22 protein-coding genes and 1 pseudogene are annotated in these 14,824 nt (G+C 58.1%); 14 read left to right on the plus strand and 9 right to left on the minus strand.

Annotation, left to right across the window (positions count from 1 at the left end):
- Positions 1-2: 2 nt before the first annotated feature.
- The gene (locus tag FHX16_RS25600; RefSeq protein WP_183864999.1) at positions 3-353 is read left to right on the plus strand and encodes a chaperone modulator CbpM; all 351 of its coding nucleotides are present in this window, start codon (positions 3-5) and stop codon (positions 351-353) included.
- Positions 354-443: 90 nt separating this feature from the next.
- Here the strand turns inward: FHX16_RS25600 and FHX16_RS25605 are convergent, their stop codons facing one another.
- The 4 genes from FHX16_RS25605 to FHX16_RS25620 form a co-directional block, all read right to left on the minus strand.
- The gene (locus tag FHX16_RS25605; RefSeq protein ID WP_183865000.1) at positions 444-1,013 is read right to left on the minus strand and encodes a nucleotide exchange factor GrpE; all 570 of its coding nucleotides are present in this window, start codon (positions 1,011-1,013) and stop codon (positions 444-446) included.
- Positions 1,006-2,922 (minus strand): molecular chaperone DnaK, encoded by a 1,917-nt coding sequence (gene dnaK / locus FHX16_RS25610; RefSeq protein ID WP_259131065.1) that lies wholly within the window; start codon positions 2,920-2,922, stop codon positions 1,006-1,008. The genes FHX16_RS25605 and dnaK overlap by 8 nt, the downstream gene beginning before the upstream one ends.
- Positions 2,923-3,032: 110 nt before the next feature.
- Complete coding sequence (locus FHX16_RS25615) at positions 3,033-3,677, minus strand: hypothetical protein (protein WP_183758839.1); 645 nt, start codon at positions 3,675-3,677, stop codon at positions 3,033-3,035.
- A 10-nt stretch (positions 3,678-3,687) separates the two neighbouring features.
- Positions 3,688-4,338, minus strand: coding sequence for a helix-turn-helix domain-containing protein (locus tag FHX16_RS25620; protein ID WP_259131068.1), 651 nt, complete (start codon positions 4,336-4,338; stop codon positions 3,688-3,690).
- Between the two features lie 368 nt (positions 4,339-4,706).
- Between FHX16_RS25620 and FHX16_RS25625 the strand changes: the two are divergent.
- The 5 genes and pseudogenes from FHX16_RS25625 to FHX16_RS25645 all read left to right on the plus strand — a co-directional run.
- A pseudogene (locus FHX16_RS25625) lies at positions 4,707-5,575 on the plus strand (IS110 family transposase); the annotation flags it as partial.
- 205 nt (positions 5,576-5,780) lie between these two features.
- The gene (locus FHX16_RS25630; protein WP_183758945.1) at positions 5,781-6,176 is read left to right on the plus strand and encodes a DUF1236 domain-containing protein; all 396 of its coding nucleotides are present in this window, start codon (positions 5,781-5,783) and stop codon (positions 6,174-6,176) included.
- Between the two features lie 96 nt (positions 6,177-6,272).
- Complete coding sequence (locus FHX16_RS25635) at positions 6,273-6,494, plus strand: hypothetical protein (RefSeq protein ID WP_183758953.1); 222 nt, start codon at positions 6,273-6,275, stop codon at positions 6,492-6,494.
- Between the two features lie 306 nt (positions 6,495-6,800).
- The gene (locus FHX16_RS25640) at positions 6,801-7,073 is read left to right on the plus strand and encodes a BON domain-containing protein (protein ID WP_183758843.1); all 273 of its coding nucleotides are present in this window, start codon (positions 6,801-6,803) and stop codon (positions 7,071-7,073) included.
- Positions 7,074-7,184: 111 nt separating this feature from the next.
- Positions 7,185-7,370 carry a hypothetical protein gene (locus FHX16_RS25645; protein WP_259131072.1) on the plus strand — a complete coding sequence of 62 codons (186 nt, stop codon included), beginning with the start codon at positions 7,185-7,187 and terminating at the stop codon, positions 7,368-7,370.
- Positions 7,371-7,376: 6 nt separating this feature from the next.
- On the opposite strand, the gene FHX16_RS25650 is transcribed toward FHX16_RS25645, so the two are convergent.
- The 3 genes from FHX16_RS25650 to FHX16_RS25660 all read right to left on the minus strand — a co-directional run bounded on the left by FHX16_RS25650 (position 7,377) and on the right by FHX16_RS25660 (position 9,118).
- Positions 7,377-7,823, minus strand: coding sequence for a sensor histidine kinase (locus FHX16_RS25650; protein WP_259131140.1), 447 nt, complete (start codon positions 7,821-7,823; stop codon positions 7,377-7,379).
- Positions 7,783-7,932: a hypothetical protein gene (locus tag FHX16_RS25655; protein WP_183758847.1), complete on the minus strand. Its 150-nt coding sequence runs from the start codon at positions 7,930-7,932 to the stop codon at positions 7,783-7,785. The genes FHX16_RS25650 and FHX16_RS25655 overlap by 41 nt, the downstream gene beginning before the upstream one ends.
- A 382-nt stretch (positions 7,933-8,314) precedes the next feature.
- The gene (locus FHX16_RS25660; RefSeq protein ID WP_183865004.1) at positions 8,315-9,118 is read right to left on the minus strand and encodes a mechanosensitive ion channel family protein; all 804 of its coding nucleotides are present in this window, start codon (positions 9,116-9,118) and stop codon (positions 8,315-8,317) included.
- Between the two features lie 156 nt (positions 9,119-9,274).
- On the opposite strand from FHX16_RS25660, the gene FHX16_RS25665 reads away from it, so the two are divergent.
- On the plus strand, positions 9,275-9,460 hold the full coding sequence (locus tag FHX16_RS25665) for a DUF3008 family protein (RefSeq protein WP_183758851.1): 186 nt from the start codon (positions 9,275-9,277) through the stop codon (positions 9,458-9,460).
- 31 nt (positions 9,461-9,491) lie between these two features.
- On the plus strand, positions 9,492-9,899 hold the full coding sequence (locus tag FHX16_RS25670) for a DUF4174 domain-containing protein (protein WP_259131075.1): 408 nt from the start codon (positions 9,492-9,494) through the stop codon (positions 9,897-9,899).
- 81 nt (positions 9,900-9,980) lie between these two features.
- Here FHX16_RS25670 and FHX16_RS25675 read toward each other — a convergent pair whose 3' ends face one another.
- Complete coding sequence (locus FHX16_RS25675) at positions 9,981-10,157, minus strand: hypothetical protein (protein WP_183758854.1); 177 nt, start codon at positions 10,155-10,157, stop codon at positions 9,981-9,983.
- 277 nt (positions 10,158-10,434) lie between these two features.
- On the opposite strand from FHX16_RS25675, the gene FHX16_RS25680 reads away from it, so the two are divergent.
- Positions 10,435-10,596, plus strand: a complete 162-nt coding sequence (locus FHX16_RS25680; RefSeq protein ID WP_183758856.1) for a DUF1328 domain-containing protein — start codon at positions 10,435-10,437, stop codon at positions 10,594-10,596.
- A 195-nt stretch (positions 10,597-10,791) separates the two neighbouring features.
- Positions 10,792-11,121 (plus strand): hypothetical protein, encoded by a 330-nt coding sequence (locus tag FHX16_RS25685; protein WP_405049319.1) that lies wholly within the window; start codon positions 10,792-10,794, stop codon positions 11,119-11,121.
- A 36-nt stretch (positions 11,122-11,157) separates the two neighbouring features.
- Here the strand turns inward: FHX16_RS25685 and FHX16_RS25690 are convergent, their stop codons facing one another.
- Positions 11,158-11,598, minus strand: a complete 441-nt coding sequence (locus FHX16_RS25690; RefSeq protein ID WP_259131078.1) for a hypothetical protein — start codon at positions 11,596-11,598, stop codon at positions 11,158-11,160.
- Between the two features lie 442 nt (positions 11,599-12,040).
- Here FHX16_RS25690 and FHX16_RS25695 point away from each other — a divergent pair, with 442 nt between their 5' ends.
- The 4 genes from FHX16_RS25695 to FHX16_RS25705 all read left to right on the plus strand — a co-directional run bounded on the left by FHX16_RS25695 (position 12,041) and on the right by FHX16_RS25705 (position 14,778).
- The gene (locus tag FHX16_RS25695; protein WP_259131142.1) at positions 12,041-13,039 is read left to right on the plus strand and encodes an isopenicillin N synthase family oxygenase; all 999 of its coding nucleotides are present in this window, start codon (positions 12,041-12,043) and stop codon (positions 13,037-13,039) included.
- A gap of 281 nt (positions 13,040-13,320) precedes the next feature.
- Positions 13,321-13,620, plus strand: a complete 300-nt coding sequence (locus FHX16_RS25700) for a hypothetical protein (RefSeq protein ID WP_259131080.1) — start codon at positions 13,321-13,323, stop codon at positions 13,618-13,620.
- A 39-nt stretch (positions 13,621-13,659) separates the two neighbouring features.
- Positions 13,660-13,854: a DUF6522 family protein gene (locus FHX16_RS31665; RefSeq protein WP_405049322.1), complete on the plus strand. Its 195-nt coding sequence runs from the start codon at positions 13,660-13,662 to the stop codon at positions 13,852-13,854.
- 648 nt (positions 13,855-14,502) lie between these two features.
- The gene (locus FHX16_RS25705; protein ID WP_259131082.1) at positions 14,503-14,778 is read left to right on the plus strand and encodes a DUF2934 domain-containing protein; all 276 of its coding nucleotides are present in this window, start codon (positions 14,503-14,505) and stop codon (positions 14,776-14,778) included.
- The last annotated feature ends 46 nt before the right edge of the window (positions 14,779-14,824 follow it).

Consider the following 14,824-nt stretch of genomic DNA (forward strand, 5'->3'; position numbering starts at 1 on the left):
TCATGGACGATCGGGAATTTGCGCTCCTTCTTCAAATCGATATGGCACGGCTGGGGGTCTTCATCGACCGGAGCTGGATATCGCCGTTCACAATCGACGGAAAAACAATGTTTAAGGATGTGGACGTCGCACGAGCCGAGCTGATAGCCGATCTGACAAATGAAATGGGTATCAACGACGAGGGTATCGATGTGGTGCTGGATCTGCTTGATCAGCTCCATAGTCTCCGCTTCGCGTGCAATAATCTCATCGAGGCGCTGGAGACCCAGCCACTAGGCATCCGGCGCCACGTCGTGACTGACGCACAAGAGCTGAGGAAGCTCACCATGCTTAGATCGCGCGCACTCCGTTGAAACAATATGGAAAGCGGAAAGCCGACCGCCTCCTCCAGGGTTCAACGGGGATGGCCTGGATGCCAACCGATTCAAGTTGTAGCCGTCCCGCTATCTTTGCTGGCCATTTACGGCAACACCGACCATCGCAGGACGAAGCACCCGACCGTGAAGCATGTAGCCTGGCTGAAGCACCTCGACGATGGTGCCTTCCGCGGCTGTCGTGTCGGAATGCTGGCGAATGGCGTGATGAACGTGCGGGTCGAAAGCCGAGCCGAGCGGATCGATGCGTTGCAATCCATGGCGTGAGAGCGTCGTCAGCAGGTTGGCTTCGGTGGCCTCCACGCCCTTCAGCACTGGATCGATCGCGTCGCGGTCCGAATCCTCTCGCGGCGCACTTTCGATCGCGCGCCGCAGATTGTCGAGCGTATCAAGCAGGTCTCCCGTCAGTTGCGAGGCGGCAAACTTCACCGCCTCCTCGCGCTGGCGCTGCATTTGCTGACGGATGTTCTGCTGCTCGGCCAGGGCGCGCAGCAGCTTATCCTTTGTCTCGGCGAGTTCCGCCTGGAGCACCGCGGATGAACCCTGGTCAGCCACGGTTTCCGAGGCCGGGGTATCGACAACGGGTCCAGATTCTGCAGGTTTTGGCCTGGGCTTTTGTTTATGGTCCGTGTCAGCCATGGCGCTGCCCGTCCTTGTTGTCGACTTCCTCGAAATCGGCATCGACGACATCATCGCCTGATGTGGTGCCCGACGGGTCCCCGGACCCGGAGGGCGAGGTGCTCGAAGCCTCATGCACTTTGGCTCCGAAATTCACCGATGCGATCTGCAAGGCCTTGCTCTTCGCCTCGATCTCTTCAACCGATTCCCCAGCTATTGCCGACTTCAGCTCGTCGATTGCCTTCTCAACGGGTGCCCTGTCCGCGGATGGAGCCTTGTCCTTCGCTTCGTCCAGCGCTTTCTGGCTGGTCCCGATCTGCGCGTCTGCCTGATTGCGCGCTTCGACCAAAGCACGCCGCTTCTTGTCGGCCTCCGCATTTGCCTCGGCCTCCTTCACCATTCGGTCGATATCGGCCTGCGACAATCCGCCGGAGGCCTGGATCTTGACCTGCTGCTCCTTGCCGGTGGCCTTGTCCTTTGCCGTCACATTAACGATACCATTGGCGTCGATGTCGAAGGTGACCTCGATCTGCGGCGTTCCACGTGGCGCGGGCGGGATCCCGACGAGATCGAACTGGCCGAGCAGCTTGTTATCGGCCGCCATCTCACGCTCGCCCTGGAAGACGCGGATCGTGACCGCGTTCTGGTTATCTTCCGCCGTTGAGAAGACCTGGCTCTTCTTTGCCGGTATGGTGGTGTTGCGTTCGATCAGCCGTGTGAACACGCCGCCCAGCGTTTCGATTCCAAGTGACAGCGGCGTGACGTCGAGCAACAGTACGTCCTTGACATCGCCCTGCAGCACGCCTGCCTGGATTGCCGCGCCTATTGCAACCACCTCGTCCGGGTTGACGCTCTTGTTCGGCTCCTTGGCGAAGATTTCTGAAACGACTTCCTGCACCTTGGGCATGCGCGTCATGCCACCGACGAGAACCGCTTCGTTGATGTCGGCCGGCTTTAATTTGGCATCCTTCATCGCCGCCTTGCAGGGTTGTTCAGTGCGCCGAATGAGGTCATCGACTAGATCCTCCAGTTTCGCCCGCCGAAGCTTGATTTCAAGATGCTTGGGGCCGTTTTGGTCGGCGGTGATGAAGGGCAGGCTGACGGTCGTCTCCAGGGCGGAAGAGAGTTCTATTTTGGCTTTTTCTGCTGCCTCGCGCAGCCGCTGGAGTGCCAGCCGGTCCTTGCGCAGATCGATACCCTGGTCCTTCTGAAATTCCTCCGCCAGCCAGTCGACGATACGTTTGTCGAAATCCTCGCCACCGAGAAACGTATCGCCATTGGTGGCCCTCACTTCGAACACACCATCGCCGATGTCGAGCAAAGAGATATCAAATGTGCCGCCCCCGAGATCGTAGACTGCGATCTTGCTGCCGTCCTTCTTGTCCAACCCGTAGGCCAAAGCGGCCGCGGTCGGCTCATTGATGATGCGCAGCACATCGAGTCCGGCAATCTTTCCCGCATCCTTCGTCGCCTGGCGCTGGCTGTCGTTGAAATAGGCGGGTACTGTTATCACAGCCTGACTCACCTTCCCGCCTAGATAGGCTTCTGCCGTTTCCTTCATTTTCACCAGGATGTGGGAACTGATCTGGCTGGGGCTATGTTTCTTTCCCGCTACCTCGACCCAGGCATCGCCGTTATCGCCTTTTACGATCTTGTAGGGGACAAGCTTCTTGTCCTTTTCCACCATCGGATCATCGTACCGGCGGCCGATCAGACGCTTAACGGCAAAGATCGTATTTTCGGGGTTGGTCACCGCCTGGCGCTTTGCCGGCTGGCCGACGAGAATCTCCCCATCCTTGGTAAACGCGACGACGGATGGGGTGGTACGACCGCCCTCTGCGTTCTCGATGATTTTGGCCTGCCCCCCTTCCATCACTGCGACGCAGGAATTTGTCGTGCCCAGATCGATACCGATCACCTTGCCTGCCATAGCCGTATCTCCCAAGATTGGGCACAAGCGTTACTGCCGCGCCACGTGCAAAGTCTTGCCGAATAAGCGGGCGTCCGGCCCTGACGGTCGTCAGTTTCAAACCAATTCGGTCATTGGCGGGCGGGCGGCTCGTTACCGAGCCATGGGTCGGGATTGAATTTTGAGAGCGGGAGATCGTCCAGTCGCTTTTCGATCTCGATTTCGTGCACGCGGATGGAATCACCGCCTGACTTAGCCAGGACTTCCTGTGCTCGTTCCTCCATTTCGCGATTTTGAACGCGCACCCAAACCACAATGCCTCCCGCCATAAGCTGAAGCTCCAAGTCTTCTGCCTGCTTCTTTCCGAGATGGTGGATCGCCGCCGCTCCGATGCCGGCGCCGGCGGTCCCAGCGGCCGCGGCTGCGGCGGCAACCAGCGCCAAGCTTCCGCCCGAGGCAACGACCGTGATGGCCGCCGTGGCGGCGCCCAGATAGAATAGCATGCCAGCAATGCTGGCGGTGGCGGTAGTGATATCGTCGCGGGTGACGTAAGCGCGACGCGGTGCGCCTGGGACGTCGGCGATTTCTTCGGAAGGCACGTAAAGCGTACCCAGGCGCCGGCGGACGGTTTCGATATCGCCCATGATGTCGATGTCGGAGCGATCAAATCCTGCGTGAAGCAGTGCCTGCACCGCGTCTTCGAGGATCTCCTCTCGATGGAATACGGCAGCCACCTCACGGATGACACGCCTTTCTAGGTCGTCCTCCTCGGCCATCTGGATTACCTCACATTCGATTGATTCTTATGCTTCGCGGCCCCCGCAGCGAGATAACGCCGCGTTCCTGCAGGTCCCTAAAGGCCCGACAGACTGTCTCGGCGGAGATCCCGAGCATGTCGGCGATATCGTAGCGCGAGATGGGTAACGCGAGACCATGGCCAGTCGCCACTGAAAGCCGTCGGTGAAAGTAGAACAGAAATTCCCGGACCTTTTCCTGTGCGGTCATCGTGGTGGTCACCAGAAGTTGCTCCTGCAACCGTTCCAGCGCTTCGACGATCTGGTTTCTGATTTCGAGTGCCGTCTCCGCGTCCTCTTCGGCGAGAGCCTCTACACGGTGGCGCGGGTAGCAGGCTATCAGTGTCCCGTCAGTGACGGCCTGGACAGCAAATCTGTGGTGAAGACGGGCAGTAAATCCGAAGAGATCTCCCGGCAGGTAGATGTCGACGAGCTGCCGGCGCCCCTCTGTACTCATCAGATATTTGCAGGCTGACCCCGAAACGACACGGTACCAGGTGTCGGTGCGCTCTTCTTGGACGTAAATGTCCTGCTCGCGGCGGAAGCGGAGAAGGTGGGCCAGGGCCCGGAGCCTTGCGGGCTCTGCCGTCAGCACTTCTGGTAGGCGATGCAGGGCGATAGAAGTTCCCAAAGCGTCAGCCATTATAAATCCCCTTTCTCGACGATGTCGAAGGCTTGATATCCGCTTTGCTTGTTCGAAAGGGAATTAGGGACCTCTCCGTATCGTAAAATCCCTTAATCTAACGACATGATTGTCTTCCTCGTCCTGACGGACGCCAGTGCAGCCCTGAATTTCTATGGTACGCAATAAGGCTCGTTGTCTTCACGTTGTGGCGATAGTGTGTGAAGGTCTCTTTCCGGGTCCTGCCCGAAACGGCAACCCGACTGGACGTGCCGCGACATGTGTCGATCAGTCGTGTCTTCTCGAAAACACCCTGCAGCGACCGGGCGCGCTGCGTGATCCGTAGCAGCTCTTGGGCCGATCCGGAAGGAATGAAGCCTATCGAACTTGGGCATGACTGCGTGGTGGTGGCGCCGTCGCTGGTGCCCCAGCGAGCGGGCGATCGGGTGAAGACCAACCGCCGCGATGCCGTCAGTCTGGCACGCCTGCACCGGGCGGGGGAACTGACCGCGGTCTGGGTTCCGGATGAAGCTCATGAGGCGATCCGCGACCTCGTACGGGCTCGTGAGGCTGCCAACAGCGCGTTGAAGCAGGCACGCCAGCAGCTCCAGTCTTTTCTGCTGCGTCACGGCCGGATCTATACCGGTCGCACCCCATGGACGCGCGCCCATACAAGATGGCTGGCGCGCCAGACCTTCAATCATCCCGCTCACCACATCCTGTTGGCGGAATATTGCCAAGCCATCGAAGATGCCGGCGTGCGTGTGGATCGGTTGACCAAGCTGGTGGTGGAGACTACTGCGTCCCGGTCGATGGCCCCGGTTGTGGCCGCCTACCAAGCATGCGTGGCGTCGCGTTGATGACGGCGGTCACCTTTGTGGTAGAAATCGGCGATGTCCGCCGTTTCGACGATCCTCTTCAATTGATGGCATATCTCGGCCTTGTGCCGTCGGAAAGCTCAACCGGCGACCGGGTCAAGCGTGGCAGGATCACCAAAGCGGGCAACAGGCGCCTGGACATATCGCTTTCCTGCACGTGTAAGCTCGGGGATCCAGGTGCGGCTGGAGGGATTACCAAGAACAGTTCGAGAGATTGCGTGGAAAGGTCAGCTGAGGCTTTGCGCGCGGTATCGCAAGCTGATGGGGGCAGGCAAGCCGAAGGTCTAACGATCACGGCCATTGCTCGGGAAATGGCCGCGTTCCTATGGGCGATCGGGCAGGAGGTCGCGCCCGAGCAAAAGGCTAGATCGTCAGCTTGAAGAACTACGCTTAGCGGGAACATTGAATGTTGAACAAAGATGGAGGCAGGGCTCCGGTGCTGACGAAAATCTAAACATGCACGGAGCCGCCTATAGGACCAAGGTCTTACATCGATCGACTGAAGTCCTATTTTCGGAACCGTCTCATCATCTGGAAGTTATTTTTTGCAGCGGAACAACCCGCTTCCAAAAGGAGGACTTGATGATGAATATCAAAGCAATAGGTATCGCCGCCGGCGTTCTCATGGCATCGACGGGCGCGTTTGCGCAGTCGTCCACGGTAACAGGTGCAGTCGGTGGCGCAGCAACGGGCGCCATTGTCGGCGGCCCAGTCGGCGCAGCAGTCGGCGGCATTGTCGGTGGCGTTGCAGGTACCGTTCTTGATCCGCCGCCGCAGCAGGTCGTAACCTATGTGCAGCAGGCTCCGGCTCCTTCCACGCGTGTCGTGGTGAAAGAGAAGGTAGTCGTCGGGCAGCCGCTGCCGCAAACGGTTGTCGTAACCCCGGTTCCCGAGAACCCGAAGTACGCATACGCAATCGTCAATGACGAACGCGTCATCGTGGAACCTTCTTCGCGGAAGGTCATCCAGGTCATTCAGTGACCTCTGGGCGGCGCAAGCCGCCCTTTTTTCTTCAAAAACCCAAAGCCAGTCGATCGTCATCGGTGCCAGCGTAGCGGGTGCCGCAGGAGTTGAGGAATGATTTATCCCGAAGATAAACCCTCAGGCGTCGCCTTTCCGCTGGTTGTCATCCTGATTGCAATGGCAGCAATCGTCGGCGCTCTGGTCATGAACGCTGGTCAAGCAGCAAGCTCAGCACGGGTTTGGGTCCCTGTCAGCACCGGACCATCAGCGCAAGTCGCGGGGATCGTTCGACCCGACCACCGGCAGATCGCTTCGACGATTGTCCCAAACAACTAACTGTCCGCATTCATCTGGGAGCGAAGGTGGCTGCAGGTCGCGACTGACTTCAAGATCGTAACGCATTGAAACCAAGTCTGGCGACGTTTGTTCCAGACTCTTCAAATTGAACCCGGTAAGCCGGGCTCCTTGCGGCTGCCGTTGGGGGGAAGACAGCCGGTGGCAACGCATGGCGGTTGCGTCGCAAGGGAAGAACTTGTCGAGGTAGAGCTTGTTCCCGGACAAGAGCCCTCGGACTTAAGTCCTATATTAGAACTTAATGATCGTTCGGCTGTTTTCATAGAGGATAGAGAAAGGAATTCGACCATGAACTTCGGCTCGGACAGCTTCAGTCATGAACAGCATTGCGCGAGCGGTCACAGCTCGGCGTCGACGATCGCATCTGTGCAAGCCGCGCTGTCGGCCGATCTCGAACTCGACAGCTCGTCTATTACCGTCAAAATGATTGGTCCTGTTGTTTTGCTTGAGGGATATATCAACAATTCGGCTGACCGAGAGCGCGCGATAGCTGTCGCGGCGTCTATCGTCGGCGCAGCACATCTCCAGGACAGAATGTTTGCTCGGGTTTTTGAGCCGTAGCAAGCAGAGGTGCGTTGATGAACCTGGCGGCGTCGCCCCTTAAGCCGGAGACACCTGTTGTGAGGCGAAGCTGCCTTGGCCTTCGGCACTACCATCCCAAGACGAAGGATCATGGCATTCACCGCCGATCACTTCGGCAATACCACCAAGCGCAGAAACAGCTATTTGCCCATTGGCGGCTTGAGTGGAAACAATAGTGTAAGCCTAGCGCCCGGATTGGCTCTCTTCAACGGTGAGTTCACCACCGAGTTGTTTGGCAAGACCGGTTACAGGCTTCATTTCCAAGGCTGTCGCTGATTGCGGCTATATTGAAATCACTCGGAAGACCGATACCCCGGTCCCTGACTTGCAGACGGTATTGATTGCTATCAACACGCTCTCCGTGAACCCACACCTCTCCTTCCTCACCTTTGTGATGAGCTCGTTGACGAACAGGCCGACCGGGATTGCAGCATCCGCCGTTATTGTGGCGGGCTCAACGTTGACCACAGTCCCGTGCTTGGGCCCGGTCGTGCCGAGCGCCCCGGCCAGGTTGGAAAGGAATGGCTCCGGATCAATCTCACGGGCATCTCGTTGTCGAAACAGTTGATCATGTACCGTTGCTACGGCATGGACCCGTGAGGCTGCATCACGCAGAACTGCACGCGAGGTTTCGCCGGATTTCTGCGCCTGGAGATTGAGCAAGGCTGAAACCAGCGACAGACTGTTTTTACGCGATGGCCGATTTCCTTGATGACCAGGCTTTGAAATCCTCCAGCTTTTGGGTCGCGGTGACGTCGGTATTGGTCCCGAACCAGCGCTTGATCCTGCCCTTTCCATGGAGGACGGGGGTGGCGCGCGACAGGAACCAGCGAACCATCACGAACTTGCTTGGCTCAATGACGAGCGATGGCTGGGCAACAGCGTCGAGGATGGCGGAACAGTCGAATTCCAGCCTGCGTCACCTGAAGCACTGCTCTGAGCCCCGCAGGTCTTTCGATATCAGGAAACATTGACCTACCCACATTGACTGCCAGTAAATTCCGCCAACAATCCAATTGCTCGGCCCTGGGATGTCAGCTTTCGCATTGTCGCACGAGCAGCAGAGAGGTTTGGCGTCAAGCGGGTAGTAATGTTGATCACCCCGAAGCCTAGCCATCCAGTGAGCCCTTTTCCATAAGGGCCCCTTCGCTGGCGGTCTTGGCTTATAGGCGGAGCGAAGTTTGCCGCCGGTTATGCGCCAGCCAGCCGGCAATATTACTCTATAGAAATCCCTCCTCGACGAGGCCGGCTTTCAAGTGGTCGATAATATCATAGCGCGTTTCGGTCCACTCCCGCGTGTTTGCCCAATATTCGATCTTGAGGACGGTCTTCTCTGTCGTCAGGTCATCGCTGAACACGCGCGGGGCCGGTTGCGTCTTCACGCGCTTGTCGGATGAAACGATCCTCATGACCGCCTGTTTGGCCGTCCTAAGGTCGGCATCGTTGCCGATGGCGATTGACAGCTCCTGGCGACGGCTTGGCTCGCGGCTGTGGTTGACGATCGGCGTGTTCCATAGCGTCGAATTTGGAGCCATGAGGTAGAGACCGTCCGTCGTCTTCATCTCCGTAGCGAAGAGCCCGATCTCGCGGATAAAACCTTTGACACTGCCTGTCTCAATATATTCGCCGACCCGGAAAGGCCGCAGCACGAGAAGCATGATGCCTGCGGCGATGTTTTGCAGCGTGCCCTGTAGGGCGAGGCCGATAGCAAGGCCCGCAGCACCGAGGGCAGCGATGATCGAGGCAGTCTGAACGCCGAATTGGCCAAGGACGGTGACAAACACCAGGACGAGTAGTCCGTAATTCAGGAGGTTCTGGAAAAAGCGCGCCAGCGTCTCGTCGATTCCGTGGATCTTCGAGATGACGCGGTATGCCGAACGGCTGATGACCCCTGACAGAATCCAGCCGCCGACCAGCAGTACGATGGCACCGAGAAGTGAAAATCCGTATGTGACTGCGAGCGCAGCTGCCTGATTGAATGCGGTGCGCGTCGCGAGAACAACATCCGCTGCCTGGTTTTCCATAATACTATCCATGATTGCCTGGGGAGGGTGACGGAGACTTCGGGAGCGTCAGGAGCAACGATTGCACATTGTAATTGGTTCCGCCGGCTAGCCGATATCCAAAGGGAACCTTTGCCGCGGCAGGCAAGTTATTCCGGTCAGCAAAGGAGAACACGAATGCCCGCCAAATCCAAAGCCCAGCAGAAAGCAGCTGGCGCCGCCCTCGCGGCCAAGCGTGGTCAGGCACCGAAGAGCCGGCTCAAGGGAGCTTCCAAAGAAATGGTCGAGAGCATGAGTGAGCGACAGCTCGAAGAATTCGCCTCGACGAAGCGAAAGGGAAAGCCGGAGCGCGTTTCTCACTAGCGCAGAGCTATCGGCTTTAAATAGGCACGACATGCTGAAATCGTTTATTCGGGAGATCATCGGAGCGCCTCCTGTCGCGACCGATCCGTGCCCCAGCCTTCTGGCGTTCCGCAACACCTCCTACGTCCTTGTCCTCTTCGAAGGTGGGGACGATGATCGACCCGAGGTGCAGGAACAACTGCTGGAAAACCAACAGGATGCGCTTTCCGCGCATGATATCGCCATCGTTCGGGTGGCCGGCGGCGGTGTCTTTACCAGTCTCGACCAGGTGATGGAGATAGAAGCGGACGAGGTTCGCCACGATCTCGATGGCCCGTCGCCCGAGGAATTCGAGGCAGTGCTGATCGATCCCCAGGGGGAGACCAAGTTTCGTTCACGCGAGCCCGTCAGCGTGCCGTTTCTGACAGAAGCAATCGGTCGCTTGCCCACGGAGCGGTAGTGGGGCTGGCTGCGCTTGGCCAATCCTTAGCGCAAGCGCGTCGACCTGGCCCGGGAATGGCCCCATAGTTCGGTCATTGCGTCAAGACATATGGAACCACGCGCTGTCCGGCGAAAAGAGCAGGGCTGCGCCACGTTCATGCCGGATTTCGCTGGTGTGGGTAGCGCGTGGACCGACGAGCGCGACGTGGTTTTCATTAATCATTTTGTCGATCAACCGATGCTTCAGGGGGCGTCGCGAGTTCTCAAGATCTTGCATGAACGCAGCCAGCGTTCGCCCGACGACTGGCCCCCTTAAGGAATCTCCTTGTCATTTCGGCACTTCTCGCGGCGAGTTGGTGTGATGTTGTCCTTTCCAGACGTATTAAAGCTTCTCAAAGGCCCCCAGCCGAGCCGCCAAGGCCAAGAGACGGGGACAGCGTTTTCACTCGCCGTCGCCTGATGGCCGCAGCCTAGGTCGGGTTCGCAGTGCTGCTTCGCCGGAACCAAATCGCCTTCCGCACAGTTTCCTTGTGATCAGAATGACGGAGGTGGAAATGCTGTACTATGCTCTGGTATTCCTGGTCGTTGCATTGATTGCAGGCGTGCTCGGCTTCGGCGGGGTTGCTGGTGCATCCGCATCGATCGCTCAGGTCCTGTTCTTCATCTTCCTGGTTCTCTTTGTCGTGTCGCTCGCCATGCGCGTCATAAGGCGTTAACGTAGCGAGGTCCTTTCTGAGTTGAATTCAACTTGAGGTCAGCAACGACCAGGGGCGGCCATGAGACTTGTCCTTTGTCGGCAATATGCGATTACAGGATCCATCATAATGCCACTAAGCACTCCTACACAGCCGGCTGGTTCCGACACCGAGGAAGAGCTCCAGGCGCATCTTGCGGAGCTGGAAGCTCTGGCTATGGCTGACGATGAAGCGACGGCTCAAACAAGCCGCCCGTTTGACGATGTGCAAGCCGATCTTTATGCTCTTCGACAGGAGATCGAACATCTCCGAGGTCGGCTTCATGTCATTACTGCGCAAGCCGAGACCGTCGTCAAATCTCGTGTAGAGTGGGCGGATGCCAGTGCTCATGCCCAGCTCGGGCAATATCCGTGGTTAAAGCTCGCGGGAGCAATGGCGGGCACGTTCATCGCAACGAGGCTGATCAGGTCTTTGCCGCTCGGCCCGCTTTTAACGGCGGCACTTCCGCTGGTCGCGGCCTCCGTACAGGGCAAGATTGAGAAATAGTCCCAACGGCCAATCTGCGACAACGCGCCGACGCTGTCAGTGGAAGGATTCGACAAACGCGCGCTGAAAACGGTCGCCAAGCTGAATTCGTTCGGCGGCGACAGCCACGAGTGCCCGACGCAAACGCTGTTCGAAGACGTGGGATTGCGGCTGCCGTAAGCGACCATGCGGGGTTACGCTTTTCATTGTAATGCGATTTCCAAGGCCGGAACGATATTGAGCAAGGGTCAGACCCGCCTTGATGAGCAGTGCGCGAATATCAGGTCTGCGCTCGGCGGCAATGGAAATTCTAAATGCCGAGATGAGCATGCTTTTCGCAATGGGCAACTCGATCTCATCGATGAGATCATTTCCGATCTCGTTATCCCTTATGAAAAGCAGGAACTGATCAATGAATTGATTAGCTTCCGCCACCCGCTCATCGACCATGTCCTGGTGAAAGCTCTGAGTAGTCTGATCATGGCGGTACAGGCGCATCTGTGTCTCCTTTAGGGGGGAAACGCTGATGTATGATTTTGGTTCGTCGGGCGCTGCTGGCAAAACATCCTCACTCGAGTCGAAGCCGCCGGTTGGCGCTCAGCGGAGGCCGTCGCTAAAAGGCGCTTGCTTTTCGGTGAATGCTCGGTCGGTCGTGATAGCGCCACCTGTGAACACCTGGGACCGAGGCGGCTTGAGCGGCGTTGCTCGTCGAGCCGAGCAGCTTGTCGAAGCCGGCATCTAATTTAGGTCTCCGATCCCCTGCTCGCGTATTTGTTTCGCTTCAAGCTACGCTTGCGAAATGGTTTTCCCGTAAACGGTGCGCCTGGCGCAGGTTACACCGTTCCCGCGGTGCGCATTATGCCTATGATCACCTGAAGCCATCTTCAGGAACCGCAATGACGACAGCTTTTCCAGTCGCGCCCTCGGCCATGTTGCCAACATTGGACCTTCGAAATTCCACGCCGGTCCCGGCGAGCGCCTGGCCTTCATCGCAGATCTCCGCCACATTCTGCATGCCCATGGCTTCTTCTACCTCAAAGGGCATGGCGTTGATCCAGAGCTTATCGGGGACGTCTTAGCGACTGCGAAGCGTTTCTTCGCGCTCCCAATGGAGGAGAAGCTCAAGATCGAAATGCTGAAGTCGCCGCACTTCCGGGGCTACAATAGAGCCGGGCAGGAACGCACGCGTGGTGCGCAGGACTGGCGCGAACAACTCGACATCAACACCGAAGCCGTCGCAGCTGACATTGGACCGGACTCGCCGCCATGGAAGTGGCTCCAGGGGCCGAACCAGTGGCCGGAAGCGCTACCCGAGTTACGGCCGCTTCTTCTGGCGTACCAAGCGGAAGTAACGCGCATCGGCATCGACATTCTCAGGGCTATCGCCGCGGCACTGGACCAGCCCGAGGGCGTCTTCGCGCAGATCTATGAACCTCAGCCGTCTCAGCTCCTCAAGATCATTCGCTACCCGGGACGGGATGTCGCGGAGACCGATCAGGGCGTCGGCGCGCACAAGGACGGCGGCTTCGTTACGGTGCTGCTGCAGGACACGACGCCGGGTTTGCGTGTTCGTGCCGAGGACGGGGAGTGGGTCAGTGCGCCGCCGGTGGCCGATACATTTGTGATCAACACTGGCGAACTCCTGGAACTCGCGACGAACGGGTTCGTGCGCGCGGATGTTCATGAGGTGGTCGCCCCGCCGCCTGGTGTCGAGCGCTTTTCGGTGGCGTTCTTCCTGGGATCCCGACCGGATGCAACGATACCGGTCATCGAGCTACCTGATGAGCTGAAACGGTCCGAGCGCGGAGTTTCAGTCGATCCGTTGAATGCGATCTTCCGCGAGGTTGGGATCAATCAACTTAAAAGCAGGCTTCGATCACATCCAGACGTCGCAGCGGCGCATCATGCCGAACTGGTCCGAATGATCCTGGAGCAGTGACGAGCCTAATCGCGATAACCATTTGGCAAGCCTCTGGACCTGCCGGCAAATTGGGGGCACGGCTCGCGGAGGTCGGTCGCCAACTTCAATTGCTTACTCGGCGAGCTCTGCGCCACGCAACCGTTCTTAGCGCCTTTCGGTCCGTATTTGATCTCGCTCAAAGACTTCTGCGTGATGTGAGCTACTCTCTAAACCGCTCGGTTACGACCCGTTCCCGAGCCCCGAGAGCTTGGCCCGTTTCTGAAGTATGACGGGTCAATACTTGTTCAAGGAGCGCGAACATGTCTGTCAGGTTTCTCACAGCATTTCTGAAATCCTCTGGAGACGGTGGTGTCGTTCTTCTCGAGAATGAAGGCGAGCAGCGAACCGTCATCGTCGAACGCGAAGCATTGCTGGAATTTGCGTCGCCCCGCAGGGCAGACGAGTGCCGGTTGCAGCAGAGCATTGGACCGATCTGTGAAATAGCGGCTGCGAAATTGAAACAGCGCACGATCGGACCCTATGAGCGTATTCGGATCCGTGGCAATGATGTCGTAAACTGGAAGCATACGGCGGAAATCCCGTTTCAGGACCGCATCTGAGACCCCACCGGCGGGTAGGCAACGTGAAGATCATTCGGGATATGGGCGGCGACTTTTGTCGTTGACGCCGAGCAAGTCGCGTCGAGGTTCGGTTTATCACAGGGTGCCATGCGACATCACATGAAGCGGGGCGCGCTCGTCAGCATTGTCGAAATGGCGACTGGCGAAGACGGAGGGAACTGCCGTTTATCCCTGCGCGTCGGGAACCGGATATGGCGGGTGTCATCGGGCTGACGCAGGAGGATGGGCACCAGCGGATACTATGGCCGAACGGATTCACGTGCACTGCACGAGTGGACGCCAGTAACGCTTCTATAGGAAGAACTGACATCCGAACGAAACCGCGGCGATTGCCAGTGGCATTGTTAGCGCCATGGCAATGCTTTGCCAATCGGAAGGATATTCGACAGCGCGGTATTTCAAGTTCATATCAGATACTCCCGTACACAGGTATGAGCCTATCGGGTTCGCTGGCGATGTCTTCTCAAAATAAGTTTCTTGCTGAAATCTCAGGCGATGATAGGCATCCTGGTAGCGTGCCCGGTGCCCATGAATCACGCTAGACGTTGGCATTCCAGCGACTGACTGGGCGCACTGCGCAGAAAGGTCTCCGCGCAACATGTTCGTCCCTCTCGCCAATTTCTGCGTTTCGATTTCGAGGGATGCCATGAAGAGTATCCATGCTTGTCGCCGTACTTGTCAGCACGCTTCACCTGTGCCTGAACTGCTAGCGATCGCTCACTTTCGAAATACTGCCGTGCAAGTGATATTAAGTTCTCGGTATTTTATGACCTATGAGCGAGCTAAGGACAGTGAGCCAGAGCAACCGCGCCGCGAGAAGCGGTCGACGCATCAAATCCATCCCAACAAGGATCCGCCCGAATGGTCGGAGTGGTCTGTGTTACCGAACGGATCCGGCTTCGCGCCTACTCAATCTGGGAAGCCGAGGGCAGCCCGGAAAATCGGCACGAAGACCATTGGCTTCAGGCCGAACACGAGATCCTCCATGAGTTCGATATCCTCGAGGGCGACGACGTGCCCAGCCTTGCAGCCCTTCGGGAAGCTGCTCGCGAGCACACCGACACTTTCCTCGTTCCGGCCGACCTCATCGACGCCGATCAGCGCGAGGCGGCGTCAGGTACGCGCGAGCAACCATAGCGGCGAGTGCTTCGGCCAGGGGGCGTCTCTTGGAGAAAACCGACAC

This window comes from Rhizobium sp. BK661 (genome assembly GCF_024808825.1).
In the GTDB taxonomy this organism is placed as follows: domain Bacteria; phylum Pseudomonadota; class Alphaproteobacteria; order Rhizobiales; family Rhizobiaceae; genus Rhizobium.

Coding starts and splice junctions, on each gene's coding strand:
- FHX16_RS25690 (WP_259131078.1), bottom strand. CDS start 11,598: ATGCGCCTGTACCGCCATGATCAGACTACTCAGAGCTTTCACCAGGAC.
- FHX16_RS25685 (WP_405049319.1), top strand. CDS start 10,792: ATGGCTGACGATGAAGCGACGGCTCAAACAAGCCGCCCGTTTGACGAT.
- FHX16_RS25645 (WP_259131072.1), top strand. CDS start 7,185: ATGGCATTCACCGCCGATCACTTCGGCAATACCACCAAGCGCAGAAAC.
- FHX16_RS25665 (WP_183758851.1), top strand. CDS start 9,275: ATGCCCGCCAAATCCAAAGCCCAGCAGAAAGCAGCTGGCGCCGCCCTC.
- FHX16_RS25635 (WP_183758953.1), top strand. CDS start 6,273: ATGATTTATCCCGAAGATAAACCCTCAGGCGTCGCCTTTCCGCTGGTT.
- FHX16_RS25605 (WP_183865000.1), bottom strand. CDS start 1,013: ATGGCTGACACGGACCATAAACAAAAGCCCAGGCCAAAACCTGCAGAA.
- FHX16_RS25660 (WP_183865004.1), bottom strand. CDS start 9,118: ATGGAAAACCAGGCAGCGGATGTTGTTCTCGCGACGCGCACCGCATTC.
- dnaK (WP_259131065.1), bottom strand. CDS start 2,922: ATGGCAGGCAAGGTGATCGGTATCGATCTGGGCACGACAAATTCCTGC.
- FHX16_RS25700 (WP_259131080.1), top strand. CDS start 13,321: ATGTCTGTCAGGTTTCTCACAGCATTTCTGAAATCCTCTGGAGACGGT.
- FHX16_RS25680 (WP_183758856.1), top strand. CDS start 10,435: ATGCTGTACTATGCTCTGGTATTCCTGGTCGTTGCATTGATTGCAGGC.
- FHX16_RS25620 (WP_259131068.1), bottom strand. CDS start 4,338: ATGGCTGACGCTTTGGGAACTTCTATCGCCCTGCATCGCCTACCAGAA.
- FHX16_RS25600 (WP_183864999.1), top strand. CDS start 3: ATGGACGATCGGGAATTTGCGCTCCTTCTTCAAATCGATATGGCACGG.
- FHX16_RS25705 (WP_259131082.1), top strand. CDS start 14,503: ATGGTCGGAGTGGTCTGTGTTACCGAACGGATCCGGCTTCGCGCCTAC.
- FHX16_RS25675 (WP_183758854.1), bottom strand. CDS start 10,157: ATGCAAGATCTTGAGAACTCGCGACGCCCCCTGAAGCATCGGTTGATC.
- FHX16_RS25615 (WP_183758839.1), bottom strand. CDS start 3,677: ATGGCCGAGGAGGACGACCTAGAAAGGCGTGTCATCCGTGAGGTGGCT.
- FHX16_RS25640 (WP_183758843.1), top strand. CDS start 6,801: ATGAACTTCGGCTCGGACAGCTTCAGTCATGAACAGCATTGCGCGAGC.
- FHX16_RS25655 (WP_183758847.1), bottom strand. CDS start 7,932: ATGGTTCGCTGGTTCCTGTCGCGCGCCACCCCCGTCCTCCATGGAAAG.
- FHX16_RS25630 (WP_183758945.1), top strand. CDS start 5,781: ATGAATATCAAAGCAATAGGTATCGCCGCCGGCGTTCTCATGGCATCG.
- FHX16_RS25670 (WP_259131075.1), top strand. CDS start 9,492: ATGCTGAAATCGTTTATTCGGGAGATCATCGGAGCGCCTCCTGTCGCG.